This window comes from Streptomyces sp. NPDC047130 (genome assembly GCF_040643475.1).
Classification (GTDB): Bacteria; Actinomycetota; Actinomycetes; order Streptomycetales; family Streptomycetaceae; genus Streptomyces.
In genome coordinates this window covers 24,009-50,070 of the sequence record NZ_JBEYUK010000003.1, presented here as the reverse complement: position 1 = coordinate 50,070, position 26,062 = coordinate 24,009, and the positions used below count along the sequence as shown (strand labels likewise).

Genomic DNA, 26,062 nt, shown 5'->3' with positions numbered 1-26,062 from the left:
CACGGTCCGTTCCGCACCGGGCCCGTGCCGCCGCGGGAGGGTTCCCCGCCCGAAATCCGGACACTCGGCCACCGCTTCCCGTCCCGCCCCGCCCTCCGGGCGAGGCCGGGCGGGGACAGGCGGAAGAACGACATCCGGAGGTGAGGGACTCCATGACCACCCTGCCGGTCATCGCGGCGGTCGACGGATCCGAGGACAGCCTGCGCGCCCTGGACTGGGCGGTGCGGGCCGCGCTGACGCGGGAGGCGCCCCTGCGGGTGGTGCACGTGCGCCAGTACCCGGCCTGGGCGCCCCCCGAGTTCGTCGCCGTGGACACCGCGGACGACCCGGTCCTCGACCAGGTCCGCGCCCGCCTCGCGGACGGCGCGGCCGGCCGGCCGGAGGTCGAGTACCTCAGCCGGATGGGAGCCCCGGGAACAGTGCTGGCCGAGGTCAGCGCCGAGGCGTCCCTGCTGGTCGTGGGGTCGCGGGGCCGCGGCGGCTTCGCCAGCCTGCTGCTGGGCTCCACCGGCATCGCCGCCGCCCGCGACGCGCACTGCCCCGTGGTCGTCGTGCCCCGGCCCGGCCGCCAGGTCCCCGAGGACCTCACCGGCGCCTCCGACGGACCCCGCGTCGTCGTCGGCCTCGGCGTCGACCGGGCAGGCGACGACGCCCTGGAGTTCGCCTTCGCCGAGGCGGAGAGGCGCCGGGTGCGGGTCCAGGCGGTCACCGTCTACCCGTGGCCCCCGCAGATCTGGGCCGCGCCCGGCGAGTTCGCGCTGCCGGTGATCGAGGAGGCCGGGATCGCCGCCGAGACCAGGGCACTCGCCGAGGAACGGCTCGGCCCGCTGCGCGAGCGGTATCCGGGAGTCGCCGTCGACCTCGCGGTGGACGGCGGCGACGCGGCGGGCCGGCTGGTCGCCCACTCCCGCGACGCCGAGCTGGTCGTCGTGGGCCGCCACCAGCGGCGGCTGCTGGTCCCCACCCGGATGGTCGGCTCGGTCACCCAGGCGGTGCTGCTGCACGCCGCCGCCCCGGTGGCCGTGGTCGATCCGCACGGCGCCGGGCAGGACGGCGGCGCCGACGGGGAGCGGGCCGGCGAGGAGTGAACTCCCGCACATGGTGAAGCCCGGCGGGCCACGTACCATGGCGGCATGTCGTTCCTCCGCCGCCGCAGCGCCACGCCCGCCGGGCCCGACTTCGACGTCCTGGCCATGGACCCGGGCGACTGGCCCGGCAACCTCGGCGCCGGCCTGCTGCCCGCCCCCGACGGCACGTGCCAGGGCGTCTTCCTGCGCTACGACCTGTTCGGCAACCGGGGCCCCGCGATGATCATCGGGAACCTTCCCGAAGGCTCGCCCGCCCGTGACGTCCCCGAGGGGGAGGTGCCGTTCGAGGTGGCCCAGCTGCTGCTGGCGCTGGAGAACGACGAGGAGGTGACCGTCGTCGGCTCCGAGGACGTGCCGGTCCTCCAGGGCGACAACCTCCTGGTGGTCCGCCGCGTCAAGCTCTCCGAGAGCCGGATCTCCTGCGTGCAGTTCGACCGCAGCGACAACGTCCTGGTGACCATCGCCTCCTGGGACCGCCCGATCACCGAGGACCTGTACGCCCTCCTCAAGCCGCTGCCCGCCGAGCTCTTCCGCCAGGGCTGAGCCGCACCACCGCCGCCACGGCGAAGGGGCCGGACCACCTCGGTGGTCCGGCCCCTTCGCCGTTCTCCGATCACCCGCCGATCAGGACACCACGTCCACGTCGGACACCTTCACGAAGGCCACCCGGTGCCCGAGCTGGATCTGGTAGTAGTCCTCCTGGCCGCGCACCACGGTGCCCCGGCCGCCGAACGTCGTGTTCCAGAAGTACTCGGGCCGGAACCGGTCGCCCGCCACGTACCGCTGCCCCGCCTCGAACCGGTACGGCAGCGGCGCCAGTGACTGCACCGGGACGCCCGGCGGGTAGGCCGAGGCCTCCGGGTACGCCCGCCCGTACATCGGCACCGAGGCCAGTCCGGCCTTCGGCGTCACGACCAGGCCCTTGGTCGGCACCGCGGCCGGCCGGTCCGCCGGGTTGCGGAACCAGGCCTTCTGCCCGAGGTACCAGATCGCCGTCCAGTCGCCGGCCCGGTCCGCGACCACGTACTGCTGGCCCGTCGAGGCGCGGGCGCCGACGTCGTTGACGCCGATCGTGGTCCGGCCCTCGTTCTTCGGGTACAGGCCGATGTCCCGCACCAGCGGCGCGTCCTCCGACGGCGCGGAGTACAGCCGCACCTCGCTGGAGCCGTGCGGCGCGCACGCCACCCCGGCGCTGACGCACCCCGTGTACACGGGCTGGTTGGTGGCGTAGTCCGGGCGGATGGTCACCACGCCGCCGTGCGGGTTCGCGTTCTGGTGGAACGGCTTGCCCATCAGCTGGAAGTAGTGGGCCCAGTCCCAGTACGGGCCGGGGTCGGTGTGCATGCCGGGGATGTTGGCGGCGGTCACCCCGGGGATCGCGTCATGGCTCAGGATGTGCTGCCGGTCCAGCGGCACCCCGTGGCGCTTCGCCAGGTACTTCACCAGACGGGCCGACGAGCGGTACAGCGACTCCGTGAACCACGCGTCCGGCTGCGCGAGGAACGCCTCCTGCTCCACGCCGATCGAGTGCGCGTTCACGTACCAGTTGCCCGCGTGCCAGCCGACGTCCCGTGCCTTGATGTGCTGGGCGATGTGGCCGTCCGAGGAACGGATCGAGTAGTGCCACGCCAGATAGCTGGGCCGCTGCACCAGCATCAGGGTGGTGTCCCAGGTCGCCTCCGTCGAGTGCACCACGATGTAGTCGATGGACTGGTCCGCCGGGCGGTCGGCCAGGTCGTGGTTGCCGTAGTCGCCCGGGTCGTCACCGCCCAGGTGCTCGTACGGGGCGGGGATCCACTCGCAGGCCACCGTGGGCGGACACTCCGTGCCGTCTTGGTCCAGCCTCTTCAGACCGGCCCGCTCGAGCTGCGCCGGATCGGCCTCGGCCCGCGGGTCCGCGGCCAGGACGATCCGCTCGCCCGTGTCGGTCACCCGCTCCTGACCGGCCGAGATCACCGAGAACACGTCCTGGGCGAACATCGCGGCCGTCGCGCTGTTGTCGGCGCCGGAGTAGCGGGCGATCGCCGCGTACCAGTCGGCCGGGTCCTCGCTGAGCGGCAGCCCCAGTTCCCGCTGGGTCCGCGCCAGCAGGGCCGCCCCTCCCTCGACGTTGGCCGCGGGGTCCTCGCGCAGCTCCTCCACGGACCGGCCGGTGAGTCCGGCGGCCTCGGGCAGGGTGCGCAGGTGCGCCGGGAGCTCGGACGCCTCGGGGACCGGCAGGTCACCCGCCTCCGGCGCCGCCATCGGCCGGGCGTCGTCGCCCCGCGGGTCCTCCTCGCCGTGGCTGTGGTGCGGCGCCTCGGCCAGCGCCACCGAGAGGTCGGTGAGGTGCATCGGGCCGTAGCCGCCGGCGACGCTGGGGGCGCCGTTGTGCGCGTCCCAGCGGGACTCCATGTAGGAGACGCCGAGCAGCACGCTCTGCGGCACGCCGTACTCGGCGGAGGCCCTGGCGAAGGCGTCCCGCAGCGGTGCCCCGCCCGCCGCCTCCCCGGGCGCCGCGCCCAGCAGGGGCAGCAGCAGGGCCGCCGCGGCGACGGCTCCCGCCACGCGTCTCGGCAGCGGGCGTCGGGCCCCCGGTGGGGGAGTGGGGGCGGTGGCGGTTCCTCGCAAGGCATCCTCCCGGGGACGGCTGTGCGCTGGTGGGACGGTCGGGACGTGGGGTCAGGGATATCGGTATCCCGTCGCCCCGTCAATGGCATGCCCACGCAAGGGAGTTGACCGGGACGGAGCAAGCCGCCCCTCCCGGAAGCGCCGCAGGACCCGGCCGGGTCCGGGTCCCGCGGCGGCACCGGGACGGCGTCAGCGGGTGCCGACCGCGGCGCGCACCGCCCGCCGCGCCATCTGCGCGTCGTCGTGCAGCCGACGCAGCAGCAGCCGCTGTTCCTCGCCCGTCGGGATGGCCCCGGCCGGCGCCGCCACCGGCGGGGGCGGGACGTCCTGCATGGTGCGCTGGACCGCCGTCTCGTAGGTGCGGATCTCCCGGGTGAGGATCAGCATCAAATTGACCAGGAAGGCGTCCCGGGCGGCCGGCCCCTGGGACTGGGCGAGCTGACTGATCTGGCGTCGCACGGCCGGCGCGTCTCCCAGCACCGTCCACAGCGTCGCCAGGTCGTACCCCGGCAGGTACCAGCCCGCGTGCTCCCAGTCCACCAGCACCGGTCCCGTGGGGGCGACCAGGATGTTGGAGAGCAGCGCGTCACCGTGGCAGAACTGCCCCATGCCCTGCCTGCCCGACATGTGCGCGATGCCGTGCAGCAGCTTCTGCAGGTCCCCCAGGTCGCGGTCGGTGAGCAGCCCCAGCGCGTGGTACCGGTTGATCCGCGCCGCGTAGTCCAGCGGGGCGGAGAACGTGCCCGCCGGAGGCCGCCAGGCGTTGAGCCGGCAGATCGCCCCCAGGGCCGCCCGGAGGTCGGCCCGCGGCGGCGCCTCGACCGGGTGCCGGTGCAGCGCCGCGGACCGCCCCGGCACCCGCTCGATGACCAGCGTGCAGTTGTCCGGGTCCGCCGCGATCAGCCTCGGCACCCTGACGGGCGGCCGGTGCCGGACGAAGGACCGGTAGGCAGCTATTTCGTGCCGGATGCGCTCGGCCCAGGCCGGCGAGTCGTCCAGTAAAACCTTGGCGACCGCGTTGGTGCGTCCGGTCGTCCCGACCAGGAGCACCGAGCGGCCCGTCCGCCGCAGGACCTGGACGGGGGCGAACTCGGGGCAGATGCGGTGCACCGAGGCGATGGCGGTCCGCAGCTGCGCGCCCTGCGGACCGGACAGGTCGAGCCTGCCGCTGAGCGTCCCGCTCCCTTGTGGTGGCAGCCGCCGCAGCCGGGGGCCCGAGGCCTGCATCGGGCGGGTCGGGTCGAGGAAGGGGCCGGCGCCCGGGCGGGGTTGCGGCCGGAGCGGGGCGGACACGGAGGACGACACTGCGTACATGGGAGACGGTTCCCTTCGTGTGCCAAGGAGAGGTACCGCACCATCCGCCCCGGCCCCGGAGGGCACCCTGGGGAGAGCCCCCGGAGGACCGGGGCGGGATGGCGCACTTCTACTCCACCGCAACCAGCCCCATGGCTGACAACTGGCGACCCCTGGCGAACCCTGGCGAATAGTCGCTCGGCACTTTGGCCCGCGTTAGTGTCAAGTCAGCCGAGAACCTGGGGGCTTGACGTGAGCGGACAACCCAACACCCGCCTGGCGGACCTGTTCGGCCTGGCCGGCTGGACCAAGGGCGAACTCGCGAGGCTGGTCAACCGGCAGGCGGCGGCCATGGGCCATCCGCAGCTGGCGACCGACACCTCCCGGGTGCGGCGCTGGATCGACATGGGGGAGATCCCCCGCGATCCGGTGCCGCGGGTGCTGGCGGCTCTGTTCACCGAGCGTCTCGGCCGTGTCGTGACCATCGAGGATCTCGGACTGGTCCGGCGAGGGCGAACGGGGAAACGGCAGCGCGGCGAGGAGAATCCCGACGGACTGCCGTGGGCGCCCGAGCGGACGGCTGCGGTCCTCACCGAATTCACGGGAATGGACCTCATGCTCAACCGACGCGGCTTGGTGGGCGCGGGCGTCGCGCTCACCACGGGAGCGGCGCTCCACAGCGCCATGCACCAGTGGCTGAACACCGACCCGGCCCTCGCGGCCGACGCCCCCCACACCGACGAACTGTTCCCCGCGGAACCGGCCGGCTTCGACCGCTACGAGGCGGCCCCGGTGGGCTCCGAGGAGGTCGAGGAGCTGGAACGCTCCGTCGAGGTCTTCCGCGCCTGGGACGCCTCACGCGGCGGGGGCCTTCAACGCAAGGCGGTCGTGGGGCAGTTGAACGAGGTGGGCGGCATGCTCGCCTACCGCCACCCCGAGCACCTGCAGCGTCGCCTGTGGGGCGTCGCCGCGAACCTGGCCGTCCTGGCGGGGTGGATGTCGCACGACGTGGGCCTGGAACCCACGGCGCAGAAGTACTTCGTCATCGCGGCGCACGCGGCCCGCGAGGGAGGCGACCGGCCCCGTGCCGGTGAGGCGCTCTCCCGGGCAGCCCGGCAGATGGTCCACCTGGGCCGACCCGACGACGCCCTGGACCTGATGAAGCTGGCCAAGTCGGGGGCAGGCGAGGAGGTGCTGCCGCGGACCAGGGCCATGCTGCACACCATCGAGGCCTGGGCCCAGGCGGCCATGGGCAAGGGTCAGGCCATGCGCCGCACGCTGGGGCAGGCCGAGGAGCTCTTCGTCTCCGACAAGGGGGACGTGGCCCCGCCGAGCTGGATGCAGATGTTCGACGAGGCCGACCTGCACGGCATGGAGGCCCTGGCCTACCGCACCCTCGCCGAGCACGAGGAGTCGGCGGCCTCCCTGGCGCAGAACCACGCCAAGCGGGCGCTGGACCTGCGGGCCAACGGCCGGGAGCGCTCCAAGATCTTCGACTGGCTCTCCCTGGCCTCCGCCTGCTTCATCGCCGACGACCCGGAGCAGGCCGACCGCTACGCGCGCCTGGCGCTGGTGTCCATGGGGAACAACTCCTCGCACCGGACCTGGGACCGGCTGCGGGAGATGTACCGCCTCACCGGTCAGTACGCCAGCTATCCGAAGATCGAGGAACTGCGCGAGGAGATCCAGCTGGCCCTGCCCAAGCCCAAGCGGCCGGGGAGCGGCGCGGCGGTCTGAGGGGTGGGGCCTTGCCCGCCGGGCGGGCCCGACATCCCCGAGCCCGACCGGGCGTCCAGCCGTTGTCCGGCTGGTCGGTGCCTGGCTGGTCGTTGCCCTGCCGGTCGTAGTCCGGCCGGTCGTTGTCCGGTCGTGGAGGCGTGAGCTCTCCGCGTGCCGGTGCTCAGCGGGTTCGCGGCCGGTGCTCAGCCCTGCACGCGGGCGACGAGGACGCAGGCTGTCCCGGTGCGCCGTTCGGCGGTGAACGTGTCCACCAGCACGCGTGCCGCGCCCTGCGCGGTGGGTTCGGCCAGCAGGGTCCGGGCCAGCCCGGTCAGCCGGCGCTCGCCGTCCCGGCCGGTGGCCGGTCCCGGGGTGTGGAGGACCAGCAGGTCGCCCGCCTCCAGCCGGTGTTCGGCCTCGGCCTGCCCGTCGGGCATGCGCAGTCGCCGGCCCGTCCCGTCCCGAAACAGCATCGGGGCGGGACGGCCGGCCCATCGCAAGGTCCTGGTCTCCGCCCGGTACCGGCAGCACAGCGCCGGTCCGGTGAGCGGCCGGGCGGTACCGCTCACCAGGTCGCCCAGCCAGGCGGTCAGTTGCCCGGGCGCGGTGCCGGCCATCGCCATGCCGCGCAGTCCGCCGATCACCATCGCCGTGCCCGTGGCGACGGCGGAGGGCTCCCCGTCGAGGGAACCGACGCCGAGCAGCGTCTCGCCGCCGGGGAGTTCACAGGCGTCGTACCAGTCACTGCCCGCGGGTTCACCGGGTCCCTCGAACGGCAGCCGGTGCGCCGCCACTTCCAGGGAGCCGGGCCCGCCCTGTCGCGGGAGCCGCAGGAAGCCGTGCCACGGGGGGAGCAAGGCTTCCTGCGGCTCGACCACGAGCCCCTGCCCGGACCGGGCCGGCCGGCGGTGACGGAGCGAGTCACGGGTCTCGCTCACCGTCCGCCGGTGACGGCGCAGTTCGCTGACGTCACGCAGCACGGCCCACATGGAGGCGGTGTTGCCGTCGGCGTCGAGCACGGGCTCGCCTTTCATGTGCACGCTCCGCACCCTGCCGTCGTCCGGCCGAGTGATCCGGAACTCGCCGTCGATGGGACGTCCGTCGACCAGACAGTCCGTCACCATCGCGGTGAGCCGGGGCCGGTCCTCGTCGAGCACCAGGGAGGGCAGCTCGTCGAGGGTGAGGGCGTGGGCGGTGGGAGCCATGCCGAGGATCTCGTAGAACTCGGCGGACCAGCGGACCTCGTCGGTCAGCAGTTCCCACTCCGCGCTGCCGATCCGGCCGGGGGCCGTGGCCGCCTCGCCGCCCAGGGCCGGCGAGGCGGGCAGCGCCTCGGGGGAACCGGCCGTGGGCGGCGGGCCCTCGCGGAGCTGTGCCAGGTGTTCGTCGAGGTCCTCCAGGTGGGTCAGCGCGAGGTCGTAGAGAGCGCGCTGCCACCGGTCCGCGGGGTTCGTGCCGTTGCTCTCCGTGCCGCGGCGGACCGCGTCCATGTCCGTCCTGAGCTGCCGTGTCCGCGTGATGAGGGCCTCCACCGGGCCGGCGCCGGAGGGCGCACGGTCGGCGGGGCGATCCGCGGACAGATGGGACGGCATGACGAACTCCGGTGTCTGAGAGACGGTGCGGCCGGGGCCGGTCGGTGAACCGGGTACGACTCTCGCACAGCTCGCCACCCGCTGTAAGGGATTTGGCAACACTCGATGGGGTGGTGCTTCTGACATATGCCAGAGTCTTCCGGGACCTTCGGCCCACGAAAGCGGGGACCAACGTCACTGGCGCACAGGCCAGTTGAGGGCCAGGACAGCCTATCTGACGAAGCGTCAGTCGCCGTTCTCGGGCTCCTCGGCGGGGCAGGAACCGCCCTTCAGGTCCCCGTGGAGAAGGAAATCCTCCACGGTCCGTTGTACGCAGCGTGATGATCCGTAGCCCGTGTGGCCCTCGCCCCTGTTGTCCAGGACCACCGCCGACGGGCCCAGCCGTCGGGCCGTCTCCACCGTCCAGCGGTAGGGCGTCGCGGGATCACCGCGGGTGCCCACCAGCAGCATCCTGGCTGTGTCGAGGTTCCGGACCCGCTCGCGCACGAAGTCGGTTCCCGCGGGCCGCCCGTAGCACATCAGCGCCTCGGCCAGCCGGTAGCGGCCGAAGACCGGGGACGCCTTCTCGTAGGACGTCCGCATCGCTCCCAGCTCCGCCGCGATGCGCGCGGCGGACGGGCGTTCGGGGGAGTCGGCGCAGTTGACGGCCAGCAGCGCGGCCGGGGGATTGTCGAGGGGCACCGGCTGCCGGGGCCGGTCGTCCTTCTCGCGGCCGAACACCGGTGGGGAGAAGGAACCCTGGGTGAAGGAGCGCAGGCCGCGGGGGTCGCCGTACTGGACCAGATCGGCCACCGCCCGCTCCAGCGGGGGCCACAGCGCCCTGCTGTAGAGGGCCTGCCCCAGGGCGGCCACCAGGTCCTGCCCGGTGAGGGGCCTGCCGTCCGGCGAGGGGGCCGGGCGGGCGTCCAGGAGGTCGACCAGGCGCTCCACCTGCCGGGGCGCGGTGCGCGCGTCGCGCCCGAAGGGGCAGGCGATGTCGCGGACGCACCACTCCAGGAAGCGTTCCAGGGCCGCCTGCTGGCCCGCAGCGCCCGCCCGGGCCTGCTCCACCGGGGAGGCGGTGAGCGTGTCCACGCCGTCCAGGACGAAGCGTCCGACCCGGTCGGGGAACTGTGCCGCGTAGACGGCTCCCAGCCGGGTGCCGTAGGAGAAGCCGAGGTAGTTCAGGCGGCGGTCGCCGAGGGCCTGGCGGATGACGTCCATGTCCCGCGCCGCGTCCACGGTGCCCATGTGTTCGAGGACCGGGCCGGAGTGGGCGGCGCAGGCCTCGGCGACCTCGCGCAGCCGGCGCAGGTAGGCGTGCGGTTCGCCGTCCGCCACCCGGTCGGGCGAGGCGCTCTCGTCGGGCCCCTCGCCCTCGCCGCTCCCGTCTTCGCCGCTCCCGCCTTCGACGGTGCCCTCCTCCCCGGTCTCCTCCTCGTCCGGGTCGACGAGGGGGGAACCGGGTGAGCCGGAGTACGCGGCCTCGCCGCAGGTCACGGGGGAGGACCGGCCGACGCCGCGCGGGTCGAAGGTGACCACGTCGTAGCCCTCGGCCAGCGGCATGAAGTCCTTGCCCGCCATGGCCAGCCGGCCGACGCCCTCGCCGCCGGGGCCGCCGAAGTTCAGGACCAGCGCGCCGCGCGGCCGGTCGGAGGTGGACCGGTAGCGGGCCAGCGCCAGGTCGATGGTGCCGCGCCCCGGCTTCGCGTAGTCCAGCGGGACCGTCACGGCCGTGCACTGGAGTCCGCCCGGGGCGTCCTCCGTGTCACAGGGGTGCCAGGTGACGCGTTGCTCGTAGAAGCGCCGCAGCGACGGCGGCACGTCCGCCGCGTCGCCCTTCGCCGCGGCCGGGGCGGCGGGCAGCGCCGTACAGAGCACGGCCAGCGCGGCCGCCTTGGCCGCGACGCGTATGGAGCACGGTCCCTGCATACGAGCCTCCTGGGGTGGACGGCCGTAGCCCACCCTAGGCGCGCCCCGCCCACCTCGCCTGTCCACCGACCGTCCGGGCCCCCGGCCAGGGGTTGGCCGCGGTGCCCGGTCCGCCCCGGTGCCCGGGTCCGCCGCGGAGTTCCGGCGCGCCACTCGCCGCACGGGCGCCACCGGTCGCACGGGCCGGTGGGGGGACCGGGGGAGCCGCGGGCACGGCAGGGGCGGAGGGGAAGCTGTTCCCCTCCGCCCCGGTGTGCCTCCGGCGGGACGCGTCAGCGCGTCGCGCGGCTGCGGTCCAGCGCCGCCACGCCCAGCGCGGCCAGCACGATCTGGATCAGCCACTCCACCCAGTCCGGCCCGTCGGTGTCCGCGACGCCGAACGCCCCGGCGAGCGCCGAACCGATCAGCGCGGCCGCGATGCCCACCACGATCGTCCACAGCACCCCGATGCGCTGGCGTCCGGGCACGACGAGACGCCCCAGCACGCCGATCACGATGCCGATGAGGATCGCGCTGATGATGCCCGAGACCTCCATCTTCCGCCCATCCCTTCGGTTGCGTCGTGCTCGTTCTTCTGCCCCGCCCGGGGAGCCGCACGCGCCGTGCGAGGCGTGTGCGAGCTGGGTGCGACGCGGGTGCGATGCGGGGGCGGGCACGAGAACGGGGCCGGACCGGGGGTGACCCGGCCGGCCCCGCCGTCGTGGCGCAGGACCGCGAGAGGCGTCGTCAGAACCTCGACGACGCCTTCTTGGCGGCCTTCGCCTTCCTCATGCCCAGCGCCGCGCACGCGGCTCCGAGGCAGATCGCCAGCGCGCCGATGCAGATGTGGGCGATGATCACGCCGGCGTCGGGTCCTGTCCCGACCACCCAGGGGGCGATGATCATCCACACGCCGAGCGCGGCGGCAGCCCAGCCGAGCGCGCCCATCCGCGTGGGGCTGGCGGCCGCGCAGATCGCCAGGGCGGCTATCGCCGCGCCCACGATCAGGTTGTGCGCCACCAGTGGCGGCTGGCTCCCGGTGAAGTGCAGGATCCAGGGCGACGCTGCGCAGAACACGCCGACCAGGGCGAGCGGCGCGGCGAGCATCCCCAGATTCGGTCCCTGCTGCTGGGAGCGGGCGTACTGTTCCCTCATTTCGAGCACGTCGGGGTGACTAGCCATGTCACCACGCTGGTGCGAGACATTGGCCATGACTCGGCTCCTTCGAAATCTCAGGCCTGACCGCAGGTGCGGACGGAAGGAATCGCATGCGTGCGGTTTTGCCCGCACCTGTTCCATTCTGCCCCCATTCACCCGTTATGTGTAATGCGGGTCACATGCGCTCGACCAGCCCCCGGACGTAGGCCGCCTGCCCGACGTGCTGGAGGTCGTCCGAGAGCACGCTGACCAGCCGCACTCCCAGCGTCACCGGCGGATCCCACCCCTCGTCGACGATCCGCTCCAGCTCGCCCGCCGTCAGGGAGCGCAGGAAGCCGAGCGTCTGCTCGTGGACCGCGTCGTGGTACCCGGTCAGCAGGTCCGCGGAGTCCACCCGCACCGCGGCGACCCTCGCGGCGTCGTGCCCGAAGCCGGTGTCGGAGACCGGCAGGTCCAGGCCGAAACGGCCGTGCCAGTCCTGGGCCGTCCACACCTGCTCCAGGCCGGCCGCGTCCGCGACGTGGTCGTCCTGGACCCGGGTCAGGTGCCACACCAGCCAGGCCACCGGATTCGCCTCCGCGTCGGGGCGCGCGGCGAGCTGCCAGGCGTCCAGGCCCTGGACCGCCGCGTGTACCTCCTCGCGGATCCGGCCGTATCCGTCGATCAGAATGTCCCGTGCGTGCATACCTCCAGCCTCCGCCCGATCGGGCCGCCCCGCTCGGCGGTTGGACCGGGGGAGGGGTGGTGAGGAAGAGTGATCGCGCAGTACCGGACACGTCCACCACCAGGAGTCGCGTTGTACACCGCCCATCCCGACCGCTACGAGCGGATGCCCTACCGGCGCACCGGACGCAGCGGCCTGAAGCTGCCCGCGCTCTCGCTCGGCCTGTGGCACAACTTCGGTCCCGACCGCCCGGTCGAGACCCAGCGGGCCATCCTGCGGCGCGCGTTCGACCTGGGCGTCACCCACTTCGACCTGGCCAACAACTACGGCCCGCCGCCCGGCGCCGCCGAGTCCGCCTTCGGCGAGGCCCTCAAGGCCGACCTGCGCCCGTACCGCGACGAGATGGTGATCTCCACCAAGGCCGGCTACCTGATGTGGGACGGCCCGTACGGCGAATGGGGCTCGCGCAAGTACCTGCTCTCCTCGCTCGACCGGAGCCTGTCGCGGATGGGGCTCGAGTACGTCGACATCTTCTACTCGCACCGTCCCGACCCGGACACCCCGCTCGAGGAGACCATGGGCGCGCTGCACTCCGCCGTGCAGCAGGGCAAGGCGCTCTACGTCGGCGTGTCGAACTACTCGCCGGAGGAGACCCGCGAGGCCGCCCGGATCCTCGCCGGCCTCGGCACGCCGCTGCTGATCCACCAGCCGCGCTACTCGATGCTCGACCGGCGCCCCGAGGAGACCGGTCTGCTCGACGCGCTGGACGAGCTCCAGGTCGGGTCGATCGTCTACTCGCCGCTGGAGCAGGGGCTGCTCACCGGCCGTTACCTCGACGGCATCCCGGAGGGCTCCCGCGCCGCGAGCGACAGCCCCTTCCTGACCGCCGACAAGGTCACCTCGGAACTCGTGGGCCACCTGCGCGCGCTGAACGGGATCGCCGCCGACCGCGGCCAGTCGCTGGCCCAGATGGCGCTCGCCTGGGTGCTGCGGGGCGGCAGGGTCACCTCCGCCCTGGTCGGCGCCAGCAGCCCGCAGCAGCTCGAGGACTCCGTCGCCGCCATCGGCAACCTGGACTTCGATGACGACGAGCTGTCCCGGATCGACGCGATCGTCCGCGCCGCCGGCTGATCCCCGAAGGGCCACCGGCGTGGTTCCTGTGCGACAGAACGGGCCCCCAGGGCCCCACAGGGACCACGCCGTGTGTACACACGGTTACGCGTACCTCAAAATGGGGGGAGTGCCGTGGCCGGACCCGGGTACAAGGACAGGCGCATCAGTATCCGGCCGGGCCGGCATCCGAGAGAGAAACGCATGATCGAGCACCTGGACGGGACCGTGGTGACGACGGGCTTCGACGTCCCCGTGGAACCTCTGCGGCGTGCGACGCACTTCACCGGTGAACCGGGGTGCATCGCCGAGGCGCGTGAGTTCGCGGGGCACTTCCTCGAGCAGTTGAGGAACGAGTGGTGCGCGACGGCCGACGAACGGTACGGCGCCGAACTCCTCCTGGTGGTCAGCGAACTGGTGACCAACGCGGACCGTCACAGCCACGGCCCCTACATCCTCGAACTCGAGGGTTCGGACCACCGCGTGACCGTCACGGTTTACGACAGCAGCGTGGCCCTCCCCAAGATCTTCCCCCGCGACCCCGAGCGGGTCGGCCGGCACGGCCTGGAGATCGTCCACGCGCTCGCCGACGAGGTCGTCGTGGAGCGCGTCCCGGTCGGCAAGCGGATACGGGCCACCCTCCGCCTCGAGCGCTGACCCTCCGCGCCCCCGTGCCCGCCCGATCGCGATTCACCTCTGAGCGGAACCCCTGCGGGCGGTCTTGCCGGGGCCGGAGCGCGGCCTAGGCTGAACAGGGTGAGCGACCACGCATCTTCCCGGACCCCCGTTCCCCTCCGCCGCCCCGGCCGGGCCAAGGAGCCGCTGTGGCGCGACCTCGTCGGCGAGGCGCTCCGGCGCGAGAGGCTCGCCCAGGGACGCACGCTGAAGGAGGTCGCCGAGGCGGCACGGATCTCCATGCCCTACCTCTCCGAGCTCGAGCGGGGCCGCAAGGAAGCCTCCTCGGAGGTCCTGGCCGCCGCCGCCCGAGCCCTCGGCCTGGGCCTCGGAGACCTGCTGATCCGCGTGCACAGCGACCTCACCACCCGGTCCACGGCCCTGTCGTCGGGCGTCCCGCACCGCGGCGGTCTGTGCCTGGCGGCCTGACGCAGCCTCAGAGGCGCTCGGTGAGCACCTCGTCCGCCAGCCCGTAGGCCACCGCCTCCCGCGCGGTGAACACCCTGTCCCGGTCCATGTCGGCGCGCAGCGTGGCCGTGTCGTGGCCCGTGTGCCGGGACAGCACCTCCTCCATCTGGGCGCGGATCCGGCCCATCTCCCGGGCCCGCAGCGCCAGGTCGGCCACCGTCCCCTGGCTGCCCGCGCTGGCCGGCTGCCCCAGCAGCACCCGCGAGTGGTCCAGCACGAACCGCCGCCCCGGATCGCCGCCCGCCAGCAGCACCGCCGCCGTCGACGCCGCCTGCCCCACGCAGAAGGTGGCGATCGGCGCGCGCACGAAGCGCATGGTGTCGTAGACGGCCATCAGCGACGTGACCGATCCGCCGGGGGAGTTGAGGTACAGCGCGATCTCCTGGTCGGGGGCCTCGGACTCCAGGTGGAGCAGCTGGGCGATGACCACGTTCGCCACGCCGTCGTCGATCTCGGTGCCCAGGAAGACGATCCGCTCCGACAGCAGGCGGCTGAAGACGTCGTAGGACCGCTCACCCCGCGCGGTGCGCTCCGTCACGTACGGAACCGTGTAGCTTCCCATGATCACAGCCCCGTCCGGCGTCGGGAGGCGCTGGGACGCACCTCGTCGAAGGAGTCCACGAGACGGTCGACCATGCCGTACTCCTTGGCCTGCTCCGCGGTGAACCAGCGGTCGCGGTCGGAGTCCCGGGCGATGGTCTCCCGCGTCCGACCGGTGTGCTCGGCGAGGATCCGCTCGATCTGCCCCCGGGTGAACTCGAGGTTCTCCGCCTGGATCTCGATGTCCGCGGCCGAGCCGCCGATGCCGGCGGACGGCTGGTGCATCATGATCCGCGCGTTGGGCAGCGCGTACCGCTTGCCCGGTGCGCCCACCGTCAGCAGGAACTGGCCCATGCTGGCCGCGAATCCCATCGCCAGGGTCGACACGTCGTTCGGGATCGCCCGCATGGTGTCGTAGACGGCCAGCCCGGCCGTCACCGAGCCGCCGGGGCTGTTGATGTAGAGGCCGATGTCGGTCCGCGGGTCCTCCGCGGACAGCACCAGCAGCTGGGCGCAGACCCGGTTGGCGGACACCTCGTCGACCTGGGTGCCGAGCACCACGATCCGCTGCGCCAGCAGCGCCTGGGCCAGCTGGTCGTCGAAACGCGAGTACGGGGTGTCACCGTCCTGGGCGCGGGGAGCGCCGTACGGTCCTTGGGCGAGCGGTGGGAACATCGCGGGTCCTCCTGAGGACTCGTGCCGGAAGGGTCTGCTTCGACTGTGCCCCCGACCTCGTCCCACCAGGGCATTTCTCTGCCTGCGGCAGATTCGCCGACGGCAGATCCCGGGGAGACGGCCGCGGGCCGATGAGTTTCGCCGGCGCCACGGGTCGACAGTGGTGAACGGCGGACAATCGGGAGGAACCGATGGACATCAACGGATTCATCACCTGCCTCTGGTTCGACAACCAGGCGGAGGAAGCGGCCAACTACTACGTCTCGGTCTTCCCGGACTCCCGGATCGAGCGCGTCGACCGGTTCTCCGAGACCGGCCCCGAGCGCATCGTCCCCGACGACGAGGGGTCGGTCGCCGAGGTCCTCTTCACCGTCAACGGCCAGCGGTTCTCCGCCCTGGACGGCGGACCCCTGTTCCACTTCGACGAGGCGATCTCCTTCCAGATCATGTGCGACAGCCAGAAGGAGGCCGACCACTACTGGAACACGCTGGTCGGCGACGGCGGCCAGGAGAGCCAGTGCGGCTGGCTCAAGGACAAGTACGGGCTGTCCTGGCAGGTCATCCCCAAGGAGGCCCTCGAGATCATGCGTGACCCCGACCGGGCGAAGGCCGCCCGCGCGATGGCCGCGATGCTCACGATGCGGCGGCTCGACGTCGCCGAGCTCCGCGCCGCCGCCGAAGCGGCCTGACCGCCGCGGCCCGCCGTCGACGCGCGGGGCGGGCCGTACCTGACTAGCGTGAGAACCGAACCACCACGAACGGAGGCCGCACCATGGCCGCACAACCCGAGGGCACCCCGATCTGGGCGGACGCGATGTTCGCGGACCTGGAGGGGGCCAAGAAGTTCTACGGCGAGGTCCTCGGCTGGACCTTCGGCGAGTCCAGCAGCGAGTTCGGCAACTACACCGAGGCCTACGCGGACGGGAAGGCCGTCGCCGCGGTCGTCCCGCCGATGCCCGGCGCCGAGGAGCAGTCCGCCTGGTGCCTCTACCTCGCCACCGCCGACGCCGAGGCCACCGCGGCCCGCATCCGCGAGAACGGTGGAGAGATCGTCCTGGAGCCGATGCAGGTCGCCGACTACGGCACGATGTGCATCGCCCGCGACCCCGGCGGCGTCGCCTTCGGCCTCTGGCAGTCCGGCAAGCACACGGGTTTCGACGCCGTCGGCACGCCCGGCGCCTACTGCTGGGCCGAGATCTACACCCGTGAGGCCGAGAAGTCGGACGGGTTCTTCCCGAAGGTCTTCTCCTACACGCAGAAGGACATGCGCGACGGCGAGATCGACTTCCGCGTCTACGAGCTGAACGGCGCCCCGCTGCTCGGCCGGATGCGGATGACGGAGGAGTTCCCGCCGGAGGCCCCGGCGTTCGTCAACGTCTACTTCACGGTCTCCGACTGCGACGAGGCCGTCGACAAGGCCCGGAAGCTGGGCGCCCAGGTCCAGTTCGGCCCGGTGACCAGCCCCTTCGGCCGCTTCGCCACGCTCACCGACCCGCAGGGCGCGCCGTTCTCGCTCCTCGACCCCGAGAAGACCGAGGGCGAGATGCCGCAGCTGAACGAGGTCGGCTGACCGGCGCCGCAACGGGCCCGCGGTCCCGTTCCCCTCGGGGGCGGGACCGCGGGCCGTGCGTGGGATGATCGGATCCATGCGTGCTGAACGACTGGTCGCCGCCTGCGACGGCGCCTGCAAGGGAAACCCCGGTCCCGCCGCCTGGGCGTGGGTCCTCGCCGAGAGCGGGACCACCCCGGACATCCCCACCCGCTGGGAGGCCGGACCCCTCGGCACCGCCACGAACAACATCGCCGAGCTGACCGCCCTCGAGCGGCTGCTCGCGGCCACCGACCCCGCGGTGCCGCTGGAGGTCCGGATGGACTCCCAGTACGCCATGAAGGCCGTCACCACCTGGCTCCCCGGCTGGAAGCGCAACGGCTGGAAGACCGCCGCGGGCAAGCCGGTCGCCAACCGGGAACTCGTCGTCCGGATCGACGAACTGCTCGCCGGACGCACCGTCGAGTTCCGCCACGTCGCCGCCCACCAGGTGGACGGCGACCCGCTCAACGACTTCGCGGACCGGGCCGCCAGCCAGGCGGCGAGCGCCCAGCAGCCCGCGGGCAGCGCCCTCGGTTCGCCGGAGCCCCCGCCCTCGCCGACGCCCGCGGGCAGGAAGACGCCCGCCCGCACGCGCGGTGCGCGTACGGGCGGGCGGGCCGCCTCGGCCGGGGCTTCGGCGAGGACCATCAAGGCCAAGTTCCCCGGCAGGTGCGGAGTCTGCGGACGCGGCTATCCGGCGGGCGGGTCCATCGCCAAGAACGACCAGGGCTGGGGCCATCCGGAGTGCCGCGCGGCCGGCTGAGCCGGCCTGCGCCGGGCGTGGCGCCGTCGGAGCGGCGCCCGGAGCGCCGTCAGAGGACGGTGCCGCGCCACTCGCCGGTCTCGGTGCCGCGCTCCTCGATGAACTTCTTGAAGCGCTGCAGGTCGGCCTTGGCGTTGCGCTCGACGAAGCCCAGCTTGTCGCCGATCTTCTCGGCGGCACCCTCCGGCTGGAGGCGCATGCGCAGGTTCACCTTGGTGGCGCCGGGGGCGACCTGCTGGAAGGTCACCCGGCCCTCCTGCTTGGTCTCCCCGCCGACGGTGGTCCAGCTGACGCACTCGTCCGGGATCTGCTCGGTGATCTCGGCGTCGAACTCACGCTTGACGCCGTCCACCTTGGTGACCCAGTGGGTGAGCGTGTCGGTGCGCTGCTCGATCCGCTCGACCCCGCTCATGAACTCGGGGAAGGTCTCGAACTGCGTCCACTGGTTGTACGCGGTGTGCACAGGAACTCGGACCTCGATGGATTCCTCGATCACGGACACGTGATGTCCTCCTTCGTGTAGCTTGCGTGACTTGCGTCTTGCCGCCCGCCTCTCCGGCAAACCGGCTCGCCGGAAGAAACGGAACGGAGCTCTCCGGCGGCGACCGCCGCCCGCGTGGGAGCGGTCCGGGCCCCGTGACAGACTGACGGCATGGAACAGCGAGTAATCGGCAGGTCGGGTCAGAGCCTCTCGGTCATCGGACTCGGCACCTGGCAGCTGGGCGCCGACTGGGGCGACGTCGACGAGAAGGACGCCCTGGCGGTCCTCGACGCCGCGGCGGAGTCCGGCATCACCTTCTTCGACACCGCGGACGTCTACGGCGACGGGCGCAGCGAGCAGACCATCGCCGCCTTTCTGCGCGGCCGCCCGGACCTCGACATCACGGTCGCCACCAAGATGGGCCGCCGGGTCGACCAGATCCCGGAGAACTACGTCCTGGAGAACTTCCGGGCCTGGAACGACCGCTCCCGCCGCAACCTCGGCGTGGACCGGCTCGACCTGGTCCAGCTGCACTGCCCGCCCACCCCCGTCTACTCCACCGACGAGGTGTTCGACGCCCTGGACACCCTGGTCGAGGAGGGGCGCGTCGCCGCCTACGGCGTAAGCGTCGAGACCTGCGCCGAGGCGCTCACCGCCATCGCGCGGCCCCACGTGGCGAGCGTGCAGATCATCCTCAACCCGTTCCGGATGAAGCCGCTGCTGGAGGTGCTGCCCGCCGCCCGCGAGGCCGGCGTGGGCATCATCGCCCGCGTCCCGCTCGCCTCCGGCCTGCTCTCCGGCCGGTACACCAAGGACACGGTCTTCGCCGCCAACGACCACCGCTCCTTCAACCGGCACGGCGAGGCCTTCGACCAGGGCGAGACCTTCTCCGGCGTCGACTACGAGACCGGTGTCGAGGCCGCCGCGGAGTTCTCCGGCCTGGCCCCCGCGGGCTTCACCCCGGCCCAGACGGCGCTGCGCTGGATCATGCAGCAGCCCGGCGTCACCACGGTGATCCCCGGCGCCCGCAACCCCGAGCAGGCCCGCGCCAACGCCGCCGCGGCCGCGCTGCCGCCGCTCTCCGAGGAGACGCTGGCCGCGATCCGCGACCTCTACGACGGCCGGATCAAGGAGCAGGTCGAGAACCGCTGGTAGTCACCGCGGGCCCGAGTGACCGCGGGCATGAGTGAGGGCGGGCACGAGTGAGGGCGGGGCCGTTCCGGTGTCGGAACGGCCCCGCCCTCGGCGTGGCGGCAGCGGTGCGGCCGTCAGGCCTCGACGAGCAGCTCCTGCTCCAGTTCCTGGTCCCCGGAGACGCTGCCCTTGTCACGCACAGTGAACGCCCCGGAGAGCGCCTCGCCCGCCTTGTGGACCGCCTCGGGCGTGCCCTGCAGGGTGACGGTCACCGGTTCGGCGACGCCGGTGCGTCCCGACTCGTCCGGCGGGGTGGGGGCCGAACCCTCCGACCCGCCGAAGATGGCGGTGTGCACCGTGGCGTGCTCGTCCTCGGGCTGTGAGTCCGGAGGACCGAAGACGGGCTCCAGCACACGGAGGACCGCCTGCGCGTCGGTGCAGTGTCCGCCGCTGAGGGTGATGGTGAGCTGTGTGCCGGTCATGTTCCGCGGGCCCCCTCGGCCGAGATCGCCTGGCTTCTTGCAGTCCGACGGGTAACCGTGCGTCCGATCCCCGAAACCGGAAGTCTCCGCATCCGACCGGGACCGGGGGCGCGCGGCGCCGCCGGGCGGTGTCAGTCCGCTTCCGTCACGGGGATGCACACCGCGTAGACGGTGTAGGTGCCGGTGGTGCCCGCCGAGTTCACGAACGACACGGTCCAGGTGTCCCCGTCGGAGGGGTAGGACTGATACAGCTGCGTCGTCAGGTTGTTGCCGCCGAGCGGGGTCACCAGGCCGCCGCCGGTGACGGAGTAGCCGTCCAGGCAGTCGACGCTCGCGGTGTTGACGCCGGCAGTCAGGTCGGGGCTCACCTGGCGGATCTCGGTCGGCAGAGTCGGCCCTGCGGGGCCGGCGGGTCCTTCGGGTCCTGCTGGTCCTTCGGGTCCGGGGGGTCCCTCGGGTCCTGCCGGGCCGGCGGCGCCCTCGGGGCCGGCGGGACCGGGCCGGCCCGCGGGTCCTTCGGGTCCTGCCGGGCCGGCGACTCCCTGGGGCCCGGCCGGGCCCGCGGGGCCCGCCGGTCCGGGAGGACCGGGCTCCGGTCGGGGGCAGGTGTCCGAGCAGCCGTGCTGACCGTGGCCGTGCCCGTGGCCGCCGTCGTCGCCGCTCGTGCCCGCCGCCGCGGCCGTCCCCGCGGCGCCCGCGAGCAAGGTCGCGGCCAGGAGCGGTGCGGCGGTGCGGCGCAGCAGGGATATGCGGTCGAGTCCCATGTCGTCCTCCGTGAGATAGGGGGCATGCCGCCCCGCACGCGTCGTCGCCCGCCGGAAGACGGGCGACCGGGTCGGGACGATGCCGGTCAGGGAGATGTCAACACGCCGCGCCCGTGGCCGCCGCCGGTGCGCGGCCTTTCGGGGGCGGTCCCGGTCGCGGCGGGTGGGCCCATACACCGCTTGGCCCGGGGAACTCTGGGCAGAAGGGGCTGTCGACAGTGCTCCCGGCGACAGGAGGAAGGGTGACCGGCAACCGATCCGGTGACGACGAGGACGGTCTCGGCGGCGGCATAGGCCGGCGGCCCGACAGAGGCCGCAACGAGACCCAGGAGGAGGCCGCCGACCGGAAGTGGGGTGAGCTGATCCAGGAGGTCAGGGTCGCCCAGACCGGCGTGCAGATCCTCTTCGGCTTCCTCCTCACCGTCGTCTTCCAGCCCGGCTACGAGGAACTCGGCTCCACCGACCGGAAGATCTACCTCGTCACCGTCGTGCTCGGCGCCCTGACGACCGGCGCGCTCATCGCCCCCGTCGCCCTGCACCGCATCGTCGCCGGCCGCCGGGTGAAGCCGCAGGCCGTCCAGTGGGCGGCCCGGGTCACCTTCATCGGGCTGGTGCTGCTGCTCGGCACCATGACCTCGGCGCTCCTGCTCATCCTCCGCGTCGCCACCCACGACGGCTATGTGCCGTTCCTGGTCGCGGGCGTGCTCGCCTGGTACATCCTCTGCTGGTTCGTGCTGCCGCTGTGGACCCGCTACCGGTACACCTCCAAGTAACCGGCCCCCGCTAGAGCCGCCCGCAAGAGCCGCCCGCGAGAGCCCCCGCGAAAGACCCGCCCGCGAAAGACCCGCCCCTGCGGAAGGCCCGACACGCGGAAGGCCCGGCCCCTTCCGCGGGGCCGGGCCTTTCCGATGTCGTGCGGTGCTCTTCTCGGCGATGCGGGTGTCGCGCGCGTGCCCCGGAGGCGTCACGTCATCCGTTCGCCAGCAGCTCCGAGAGGAAGCCGTCCACCTCGACGTGCTCGTCGCCGGGGGCCACCACGCGGTAGCTCTCGTCCAGGAACCGCTCCACCGCCGGTGCCCAGGCGTGCACCACCGCGTGGTGACGCTCGCCGTCGCCCCGGTGCTCCCCGTAGAAGTCCATGCGCAGCTCGTGCCAGCCGCGGGCGTAGCGGGGGGAGAAGCGCACGTCCCCCTCGCCGACGGGGCGGCGCAGCCCTTCCGCGAGCATCTCGCGGGCCAGCCGCCAGCGGGCCAGCACCCGCCCGTCGTGGCTGAAGGTCGCGGTGACGGCGAACGGGTCGTCGCGGTCGTAGCTCAGGTGCGCGAGCACCGCGAAACGGTTGGCGTCGCTGCCGCTCCCGCCGGACTGGAGCTGCATCACAACGGCCCTGTGCACGAACGCGCTCGACTTCATCGAGACCTCCGGGGGAGTGGAAGATGTACCGTGCACACCCTGTTACCCCCACTCCCCGCACCCATGACCGCCGACTTCCGGGCGCCGCCGGTCAGCCGAAGGCGTTACGCAACTCGGGCAGCAGCGTGCGCTCCGACCACTCTAGGAACGGGTACTGGGTCTCGTCCCCGCCGATCTGGACCAGGGCCAGCTCGGTGAAACCGGCCTCCACGTACGGTCGCACCGCCTCGACGAAGGCCTCGGGGTCGTCACCGCAGGGGATCGACGACGCCACGTCGTCCGGCGTCACGAACTGGGTGGCCGCGGCGAAGGAGTCCGGGTGCGGAAGCTCGGCGTTGACCTTCCAGCCCAGCCCGAACCACCGGAACATGTCGTGCGCCCGCCCGATCGCGGCGTCCTTGTCCGGGTCGAAACAGACCGGGAGCTGCCCGACCCGCGGCTTGCCCTCGCCGCCGTGCTGGTCGAACAGGTCCAGCAGCTCCTTCTTCGGCTCCGTGGCGATCACCAGGTCGGCGTAGTGCCCGGCCAGCTCGCACGACTGCCGGCCGGAGACCGCGATGCCGATCGGCGGCGGCTCGTCGGGCAGGTCCCACAGCTTGGCGGAGTCCACCTGGTAGTGCTCCCCGTGGTACGTGACGTGCCCTCCGTCGAAGAGCGCGCGGATGATCTCCACCGCCTCCTCGAACCGCTCGTGCCGCACGTCCACCGCCGGCCAGCCCTCGCCGACCACGTGCTCGTTGAGGTTCTCGCCGGACCCCAGCCCCAGCCGGAAGCGGCCCTGCGAGAGCAACTGCACGGTCGCCGCCTTCTGCGCCACCACGGCCGGGTGGTACCGGAAGGTCGGGCAGGTCACGTACGTCATCAGCGGGATCCGCGAGGTCGCCTGCGCCGCCGCGCCCAGGACCGACCAGGCGTACGGGGAGTGCCCCTGCTCCCGCAGCCAGGGGAAGTAGTGGTCCGAGGTCACCGAGAAGTCGAAGCCCGCCTCCTCGGCCCGCACCACATGTCCGACCAGCTCCCGCGGCCCGGCCTGCTCGGTCATCATCGTGTATCCGATTTGCACCATGCCCGCCGCGTTCCCGACATAGCGGACAGGAAACCGCGCGGGCGGCCGGGGCGCCGCACCGCGGGCCGCGCCATGAGGCCGCGTGAGAGGCTGGACGGGTGACGCTCGAGGACCTGGTCCGGCTGCGCCGGGCGCGTGACACGATGGACCGCGACTACGCGGAGCCGCTGGACGTCCCGGCGCTGGCCCGGGTCGCGCTGATGTCGCCGGGGCACTTCTCGCGCAGCTTCCGCGCCGCCTTCGGCGAGACCCCGTACAGCTACCTGATGACCCGCCGCGTCGAGCGGGCCAAGGCGCTGCTGCGCCGGGGCGACCTCTCGGTCACCGAGGTCTGCTTCGCCGTCGGCTGTACCTCCCTCGGCTCCTTCAGCTCGCGCTTCACCGAGCTCGTCGGCGAGACCCCCAGCGCCTACCGGGCCCGCGACCACTCGGCGGAGGCGGCCGTCCCGCCGTGCGTCGCCAAGCTCTACACCCGACCGGTCAGGAACGGAGAAGCGAACGCCCGACCGCGCGCCTAGCGTGGAGCGCATGGACATCACGCTCTCGCAGTGCTTCATCGCCGTCGACGACCACGACAAGGCGCTCGCCTTCTACCGCGACGCCCTCGGGCTGGAGGTCCGCAACGACGTCGGCTTCGAGAACATGCGCTGGGTGACCCTCGGGTCCCCCGAACAGCCCGAGGTCGCCGTGGTGCTCGAACCGCCGCTGGCCGACCCGAACGCCTCGCCCGCCGACCGTCGGGCCATGGCGGAACTGCTGGCCAAGGGACTGCTGCGGGGCGTCATCTTCGCCACCGGCGACGTCGACGCCACCTTCGAGCGCATCCGTTCCAGCGGCGCCGGCGAGGTGCTCCAGGAACCCACCGACCAGCACTACGGCGTGCGGGACTGCGCCTTCCGCGACCCGGCCGGGAACATGATCCGCTTCCAGCAGGCCCGCTGACCGCGCCCCGCCCCGCCCCACGCCGTCCCGGCCGTCCCGGCCACCGCCCCGGCCACGGTCCCGGGCGCGCGTCAGCCGTTCGCACCGGTCCGTCGAGCCGACCGGGGCGCGGGCGGGGACCATGAGGGGAGAGAGCGGCGGGCGGGTCGGGCAAAGCGACCCGGCCGGCCCACCCGGCCCCCGGGGAGGCACAGGTGACGGCTCGGCTCGGCGGCGCCGCCTGGGCGGTCGGCGTGGCGCAGTTCTTCGCGGCCCACGCGGTCGTCGAGGCCGCCTGGACACCGTCGTACAGCTGGTCGGCGCACAACATCAGCGACCTGGGCAACGTCCGCTGTGCCGTCCAGGGCGACGCCGACCCCCGCTACGTCTGCTCGCCCCAGCACGCCCTGATGAACGGCTCGTTCGTCACCCTGGGCGTGCTGTTCCTGGCCGGAGTGCTCCTCACCCGCCCGTGGTGGGGCAGCGGTCCGGCAGCGGCGGCCTCCCGCGCCCTGCTGGCCGCCGCTGCGGCGGGCTTCGCCCTGGTCGGACTGGCCCCCGCGGACTCCGCCGAGAGCCTTCACGTCCTCGGCGCCCTCCTGGCGATGGGCGCGGGCAACGCGGGCCTCGTCCTGGCGGCGGCCGGTCTGGCGGACCGGGTGCCATGCCCCTGGCGCCGCGCCGCGGCCGCCCTGGGCCTCACCGCCTTCGCCGCCTGCGGCCTGCTGCTGGTGCGTCAGTACCTCGGCCTGGGCATGGGCGGCATGGAACGCGTCGCCGCCTTCCCCCTCCTCCTGTGGACCTTCGCCCTGGGCCTCACCGGCCTCCTCGGCCGGGTGGGCCGGGAGCCTCCCGCGACACGGTCCGCCCGCCCCGCACCCCTGCCCGGCGACAGCGAACGCCGCACCTGATCAGGTTCCGCCGGAGGACGGTTCGTCGGGGCGCGGCAAGCGTGGGCGGTGACCGTGGCGTCGCCCTGGTGGGCGAGGTGGGCACGCAGCGGTACCAGGGCCGTGACGCGCACGTCCGGGGAGCAGCCGCGCAGGGCGTGGACGGCCTGGCGCGGGGTCGGCGCGACCTGGGCCAACTGGTCCTACGCCTATAGGATTTCGGGATGGATCGCACCCCGGAGAGCATGCGCAGCATTCGTACCGTGGAGGACGTCCTCCGGCTGATGGACGGGCTGTTCGCGCCCGGGGCGGACCGGTGGACGGACGGGGGCGGAGCCGACTGGTGGGACCGGTTCTACGCCGACCGGTCGCGGGGCGTGCCGTTCTTCGTCGCGCGGCCCGACGAGAGCCTGGCGTCCTGGCTGGACGACGGGGCCGTCACCCTCGGCGCCCGGGGCCGCGCCCTCGACCTCGGGTGCGGCGCGGGACGCAACACGCTGCTGCTGGCGCGGCACGGCTTCACCGTGGACGCCGTGGACCTGTCGCCCAAGGCGCTGGCCTGGGCGCGGGAACGGGCCGAGGACGCGGGGGCCGGTTCAGTCGCCTTCCACCGCGCGGACGCGTTCGCGCTCACCGAGCGGGACCTCGACGGCCCCTACGACCTGATCTACGACTCGGGCTGCTTCCACCACCTGCCGCCGCACCGGCGCGTCAGCTACCTGGCCTTCCTCGACCGGTTCCTGGCCCCCGGCGGGGCCTTCGGGCTGAGCTGTTTCGCGGTGGGTTCCGAGAACTCCGGCTCCGAGCTCTCCGACCTCGACCTCTACCGTGAGGCACGCCTGCACGGGGGAGTGGCGTACGGCGCCGACGACCTCCGCTGGATCTTCTCCGACCTCACCGAGGCCGAGCTCCGCCGGATGCGGAAGCCGGACCCCGCCTCCGGGACGTTCGGCGAGCCGTTCCTGTGGGCCGCGCTCTTCCGCAAGGCAGGGCCCCTGCCTGAGACGCCCAGCGCCTGAGACGCCCCGCGCCTGAGTCTCCACGCTTGCGTCTCCGCGCCTGAGCCTCGGCGTCT

The 26,062-nt window shown here is 73.1% G+C and carries 30 protein-coding genes; 16 read left to right on the top strand and 14 right to left on the bottom strand.

The features are described from left to right. Positions 1–152: 152 nt before the first annotated feature. On the top strand, positions 153–1,088 hold the full coding sequence (locus tag ABZ836_RS05305; protein ID WP_361139469.1) for a universal stress protein: 936 nt from the start codon (positions 153–155) through the stop codon (positions 1,086–1,088). 45 nt (positions 1,089–1,133) lie between these two features. After that, on the top strand, positions 1,134–1,631 hold the full coding sequence (locus ABZ836_RS05300; protein WP_356127269.1) for a hypothetical protein: 498 nt from the start codon (positions 1,134–1,136) through the stop codon (positions 1,629–1,631). An 81-nt stretch (positions 1,632–1,712) separates the two neighbouring features. On the opposite strand, the gene ABZ836_RS05295 is transcribed toward ABZ836_RS05300, so the two are convergent. After that, on the bottom strand, positions 1,713–3,635 hold the full coding sequence (locus ABZ836_RS05295; protein ID WP_361139466.1) for an N-acetylmuramoyl-L-alanine amidase: 1,923 nt from the start codon (positions 3,633–3,635) through the stop codon (positions 1,713–1,715). A gap of 252 nt (positions 3,636–3,887) precedes the next feature. Then, on the bottom strand, positions 3,888–5,012 hold the full coding sequence (locus ABZ836_RS05290) for an aminoglycoside phosphotransferase family protein (RefSeq protein WP_361139463.1): 1,125 nt from the start codon (positions 5,010–5,012) through the stop codon (positions 3,888–3,890). Between the two features lie 231 nt (positions 5,013–5,243). Here ABZ836_RS05290 and ABZ836_RS05285 point away from each other — a divergent pair, with 231 nt between their 5' ends. Continuing rightward, positions 5,244–6,728 (top strand): hypothetical protein, encoded by a 1,485-nt coding sequence (locus ABZ836_RS05285; protein WP_356127260.1) that lies wholly within the window; start codon positions 5,244–5,246, stop codon positions 6,726–6,728. A 185-nt stretch (positions 6,729–6,913) separates the two neighbouring features. On the opposite strand, the gene ABZ836_RS05280 is transcribed toward ABZ836_RS05285, so the two are convergent. From ABZ836_RS05280 to ABZ836_RS05260, 5 genes are all read right to left on the bottom strand, one after another. Continuing rightward, on the bottom strand, positions 6,914–8,302 hold the full coding sequence (locus ABZ836_RS05280; protein WP_361139460.1) for a PAS domain-containing protein: 1,389 nt from the start codon (positions 8,300–8,302) through the stop codon (positions 6,914–6,916). A gap of 225 nt (positions 8,303–8,527) precedes the next feature. After that, entirely contained in the window at positions 8,528–10,213 is a 1,686-nt protein-coding gene (locus tag ABZ836_RS05275; RefSeq protein ID WP_356127254.1) for an alpha/beta hydrolase, read from the bottom strand. A gap of 272 nt (positions 10,214–10,485) precedes the next feature. After that, positions 10,486–10,749 (bottom strand): GlsB/YeaQ/YmgE family stress response membrane protein, encoded by a 264-nt coding sequence (locus ABZ836_RS05270; RefSeq protein ID WP_356127251.1) that lies wholly within the window; start codon positions 10,747–10,749, stop codon positions 10,486–10,488. 190 nt (positions 10,750–10,939) lie between these two features. After that, a complete protein-coding gene (locus tag ABZ836_RS05265; protein ID WP_361139456.1) occupies positions 10,940–11,404 on the bottom strand; it encodes an SPW repeat protein in 465 nt (154 codons plus the stop codon). A 121-nt stretch (positions 11,405–11,525) separates the two neighbouring features. Next, positions 11,526–12,035: a DUF664 domain-containing protein gene (locus ABZ836_RS05260; protein ID WP_361139453.1), complete on the bottom strand. Its 510-nt coding sequence runs from the start codon at positions 12,033–12,035 to the stop codon at positions 11,526–11,528. Between the two features lie 111 nt (positions 12,036–12,146). On the opposite strand from ABZ836_RS05260, the gene mgrA reads away from it, so the two are divergent. The 3 genes from mgrA to ABZ836_RS05245 all read left to right on the top strand — a co-directional run bounded on the left by mgrA (position 12,147) and on the right by ABZ836_RS05245 (position 14,228). After that, positions 12,147–13,145 carry an L-glyceraldehyde 3-phosphate reductase gene (gene mgrA / locus ABZ836_RS05255; protein WP_356127242.1) on the top strand — a complete coding sequence of 333 codons (999 nt, stop codon included), beginning with the start codon at positions 12,147–12,149 and terminating at the stop codon, positions 13,143–13,145. Positions 13,146–13,328: 183 nt separating this feature from the next. Further along, positions 13,329–13,781 carry an ATP-binding protein gene (locus ABZ836_RS05250; RefSeq protein ID WP_356127239.1) on the top strand — a complete coding sequence of 151 codons (453 nt, stop codon included), beginning with the start codon at positions 13,329–13,331 and terminating at the stop codon, positions 13,779–13,781. A gap of 99 nt (positions 13,782–13,880) precedes the next feature. Then, positions 13,881–14,228 carry a helix-turn-helix transcriptional regulator gene (locus ABZ836_RS05245; RefSeq protein ID WP_361139448.1) on the top strand — a complete coding sequence of 116 codons (348 nt, stop codon included), beginning with the start codon at positions 13,881–13,883 and terminating at the stop codon, positions 14,226–14,228. A 7-nt stretch (positions 14,229–14,235) separates the two neighbouring features. Here the strand turns inward: ABZ836_RS05245 and ABZ836_RS05240 are convergent, their stop codons facing one another. Together ABZ836_RS05240 and ABZ836_RS05235 are read right to left on the bottom strand one after the other, a co-directional pair. Next, entirely contained in the window at positions 14,236–14,829 is a 594-nt protein-coding gene (locus ABZ836_RS05240) for an ATP-dependent Clp protease proteolytic subunit (RefSeq protein WP_361139445.1), read from the bottom strand. 2 nt (positions 14,830–14,831) lie between these two features. Continuing rightward, positions 14,832–15,482, bottom strand: a complete 651-nt coding sequence (locus ABZ836_RS05235) for an ATP-dependent Clp protease proteolytic subunit (protein WP_361139442.1) — start codon at positions 15,480–15,482, stop codon at positions 14,832–14,834. Positions 15,483–15,673: 191 nt separating this feature from the next. Here ABZ836_RS05235 and ABZ836_RS05230 point away from each other — a divergent pair, with 191 nt between their 5' ends. From ABZ836_RS05230 to ABZ836_RS05220, 3 genes are all read left to right on the top strand, one after another. Next, complete coding sequence (locus ABZ836_RS05230; protein WP_356127227.1) at positions 15,674–16,171, top strand: VOC family protein; 498 nt, start codon at positions 15,674–15,676, stop codon at positions 16,169–16,171. An 83-nt stretch (positions 16,172–16,254) separates the two neighbouring features. Beyond that, positions 16,255–17,052 carry a VOC family protein gene (locus tag ABZ836_RS05225; protein ID WP_356127224.1) on the top strand — a complete coding sequence of 266 codons (798 nt, stop codon included), beginning with the start codon at positions 16,255–16,257 and terminating at the stop codon, positions 17,050–17,052. Positions 17,053–17,116: 64 nt separating this feature from the next. Beyond that, the gene (locus ABZ836_RS05220; RefSeq protein ID WP_356127221.1) at positions 17,117–17,836 is read left to right on the top strand and encodes a ribonuclease H; all 720 of its coding nucleotides are present in this window, start codon (positions 17,117–17,119) and stop codon (positions 17,834–17,836) included. A 49-nt stretch (positions 17,837–17,885) separates the two neighbouring features. On the opposite strand, the gene ABZ836_RS05215 is transcribed toward ABZ836_RS05220, so the two are convergent. Continuing rightward, a complete protein-coding gene (locus ABZ836_RS05215) occupies positions 17,886–18,338 on the bottom strand; it encodes an SRPBCC family protein (protein WP_356127218.1) in 453 nt (150 codons plus the stop codon). Between the two features lie 150 nt (positions 18,339–18,488). On the opposite strand from ABZ836_RS05215, the gene ABZ836_RS05210 reads away from it, so the two are divergent. Continuing rightward, positions 18,489–19,472, top strand: a complete 984-nt coding sequence (locus ABZ836_RS05210; RefSeq protein ID WP_356127216.1) for an aldo/keto reductase — start codon at positions 18,489–18,491, stop codon at positions 19,470–19,472. A gap of 113 nt (positions 19,473–19,585) precedes the next feature. Here ABZ836_RS05210 and ABZ836_RS05205 read toward each other — a convergent pair whose 3' ends face one another. Both ABZ836_RS05205 and ABZ836_RS05200 read right to left on the bottom strand, forming a co-directional pair. Continuing rightward, positions 19,586–19,933 (bottom strand): hypothetical protein, encoded by a 348-nt coding sequence (locus tag ABZ836_RS05205; protein ID WP_356127213.1) that lies wholly within the window; start codon positions 19,931–19,933, stop codon positions 19,586–19,588. Positions 19,934–20,064: 131 nt separating this feature from the next. Beyond that, on the bottom strand, positions 20,065–20,301 hold the full coding sequence (locus tag ABZ836_RS05200) for a hypothetical protein (RefSeq protein ID WP_356127210.1): 237 nt from the start codon (positions 20,299–20,301) through the stop codon (positions 20,065–20,067). 686 nt (positions 20,302–20,987) lie between these two features. Here ABZ836_RS05200 and ABZ836_RS05195 point away from each other — a divergent pair. Beyond that, on the top strand, positions 20,988–21,470 hold the full coding sequence (locus ABZ836_RS05195) for a DUF6328 family protein (protein WP_356128341.1): 483 nt from the start codon (positions 20,988–20,990) through the stop codon (positions 21,468–21,470). A 196-nt stretch (positions 21,471–21,666) separates the two neighbouring features. Here the strand turns inward: ABZ836_RS05195 and ABZ836_RS05190 are convergent, their stop codons facing one another. Both ABZ836_RS05190 and ABZ836_RS05185 read right to left on the bottom strand, forming a co-directional pair. Beyond that, on the bottom strand, positions 21,667–22,110 hold the full coding sequence (locus ABZ836_RS05190) for an SsgA family sporulation/cell division regulator (protein WP_356127207.1): 444 nt from the start codon (positions 22,108–22,110) through the stop codon (positions 21,667–21,669). Positions 22,111–22,201: 91 nt separating this feature from the next. Next, the gene (locus ABZ836_RS05185) at positions 22,202–23,176 is read right to left on the bottom strand and encodes an LLM class F420-dependent oxidoreductase (protein ID WP_361139434.1); all 975 of its coding nucleotides are present in this window, start codon (positions 23,174–23,176) and stop codon (positions 22,202–22,204) included. A 98-nt stretch (positions 23,177–23,274) separates the two neighbouring features. On the opposite strand from ABZ836_RS05185, the gene ABZ836_RS05180 reads away from it, so the two are divergent. The 5 genes from ABZ836_RS05180 to ABZ836_RS05160 all read left to right on the top strand — a co-directional run bounded on the left by ABZ836_RS05180 (position 23,275) and on the right by ABZ836_RS05160 (position 26,006). Beyond that, complete coding sequence (locus ABZ836_RS05180) at positions 23,275–23,694, top strand: helix-turn-helix transcriptional regulator (protein ID WP_356127202.1); 420 nt, start codon at positions 23,275–23,277, stop codon at positions 23,692–23,694. A 10-nt stretch (positions 23,695–23,704) separates the two neighbouring features. Then, complete coding sequence (locus ABZ836_RS05175) at positions 23,705–24,118, top strand: VOC family protein (protein WP_361139431.1); 414 nt, start codon at positions 23,705–23,707, stop codon at positions 24,116–24,118. Between the two features lie 194 nt (positions 24,119–24,312). After that, positions 24,313–25,008 (top strand): DUF998 domain-containing protein, encoded by a 696-nt coding sequence (locus tag ABZ836_RS05170; protein ID WP_361139428.1) that lies wholly within the window; start codon positions 24,313–24,315, stop codon positions 25,006–25,008. 41 nt (positions 25,009–25,049) lie between these two features. Next, positions 25,050–25,202, top strand: coding sequence for a hypothetical protein (locus ABZ836_RS05165; protein WP_361139425.1), 153 nt, complete (start codon positions 25,050–25,052; stop codon positions 25,200–25,202). Between the two features lie 9 nt (positions 25,203–25,211). Then, a complete protein-coding gene (locus ABZ836_RS05160; protein WP_356127192.1) occupies positions 25,212–26,006 on the top strand; it encodes a class I SAM-dependent methyltransferase in 795 nt (264 codons plus the stop codon). Positions 26,007–26,062 lie beyond the last annotated feature (56 nt).

Bases quoted from the DNA above. Each gene is read 5' to 3' on its own strand.
- ABZ836_RS05305 (WP_361139469.1), top strand. From the start codon at position 153: ATGACCACCCTGCCGGTCATCGCGGCGGTCGACGGATCCGAGGACAGC.
- ABZ836_RS05300 (WP_356127269.1), top strand. From the start codon at position 1,134: ATGTCGTTCCTCCGCCGCCGCAGCGCCACGCCCGCCGGGCCCGACTTC.
- ABZ836_RS05290 (WP_361139463.1), bottom strand. From the start codon at position 5,012: ATGTACGCAGTGTCGTCCTCCGTGTCCGCCCCGCTCCGGCCGCAACCC.
- ABZ836_RS05280 (WP_361139460.1), bottom strand. From the start codon at position 8,302: ATGCCGTCCCATCTGTCCGCGGATCGCCCCGCCGACCGTGCGCCCTCC.
- ABZ836_RS05275 (WP_356127254.1), bottom strand. From the start codon at position 10,213: ATGCAGGGACCGTGCTCCATACGCGTCGCGGCCAAGGCGGCCGCGCTG.
- ABZ836_RS05270 (WP_356127251.1), bottom strand. From the start codon at position 10,749: ATGGAGGTCTCGGGCATCATCAGCGCGATCCTCATCGGCATCGTGATC.
- ABZ836_RS05265 (WP_361139456.1), bottom strand. From the start codon at position 11,404: ATGGCCAATGTCTCGCACCAGCGTGGTGACATGGCTAGTCACCCCGAC.
- ABZ836_RS05260 (WP_361139453.1), bottom strand. From the start codon at position 12,035: ATGCACGCACGGGACATTCTGATCGACGGATACGGCCGGATCCGCGAG.
- ABZ836_RS05250 (WP_356127239.1), top strand. From the start codon at position 13,329: ATGATCGAGCACCTGGACGGGACCGTGGTGACGACGGGCTTCGACGTC.
- ABZ836_RS05240 (WP_361139445.1), bottom strand. From the start codon at position 14,829: ATGGGAAGCTACACGGTTCCGTACGTGACGGAGCGCACCGCGCGGGGT.
- ABZ836_RS05235 (WP_361139442.1), bottom strand. From the start codon at position 15,482: ATGTTCCCACCGCTCGCCCAAGGACCGTACGGCGCTCCCCGCGCCCAG.
- ABZ836_RS05230 (WP_356127227.1), top strand. From the start codon at position 15,674: ATGGACATCAACGGATTCATCACCTGCCTCTGGTTCGACAACCAGGCG.
- ABZ836_RS05225 (WP_356127224.1), top strand. From the start codon at position 16,255: ATGGCCGCACAACCCGAGGGCACCCCGATCTGGGCGGACGCGATGTTC.
- ABZ836_RS05220 (WP_356127221.1), top strand. From the start codon at position 17,117: ATGATCGGATCCATGCGTGCTGAACGACTGGTCGCCGCCTGCGACGGC.
- ABZ836_RS05210 (WP_356127216.1), top strand. From the start codon at position 18,489: ATGGAACAGCGAGTAATCGGCAGGTCGGGTCAGAGCCTCTCGGTCATC.
- ABZ836_RS05205 (WP_356127213.1), bottom strand. From the start codon at position 19,933: ATGACCGGCACACAGCTCACCATCACCCTCAGCGGCGGACACTGCACC.
- ABZ836_RS05190 (WP_356127207.1), bottom strand. From the start codon at position 22,110: ATGAAGTCGAGCGCGTTCGTGCACAGGGCCGTTGTGATGCAGCTCCAG.
- ABZ836_RS05185 (WP_361139434.1), bottom strand. From the start codon at position 23,176: ATGGTGCAAATCGGATACACGATGATGACCGAGCAGGCCGGGCCGCGG.
- ABZ836_RS05175 (WP_361139431.1), top strand. From the start codon at position 23,705: ATGGACATCACGCTCTCGCAGTGCTTCATCGCCGTCGACGACCACGAC.
- ABZ836_RS05160 (WP_356127192.1), top strand. From the start codon at position 25,212: ATGGATCGCACCCCGGAGAGCATGCGCAGCATTCGTACCGTGGAGGAC.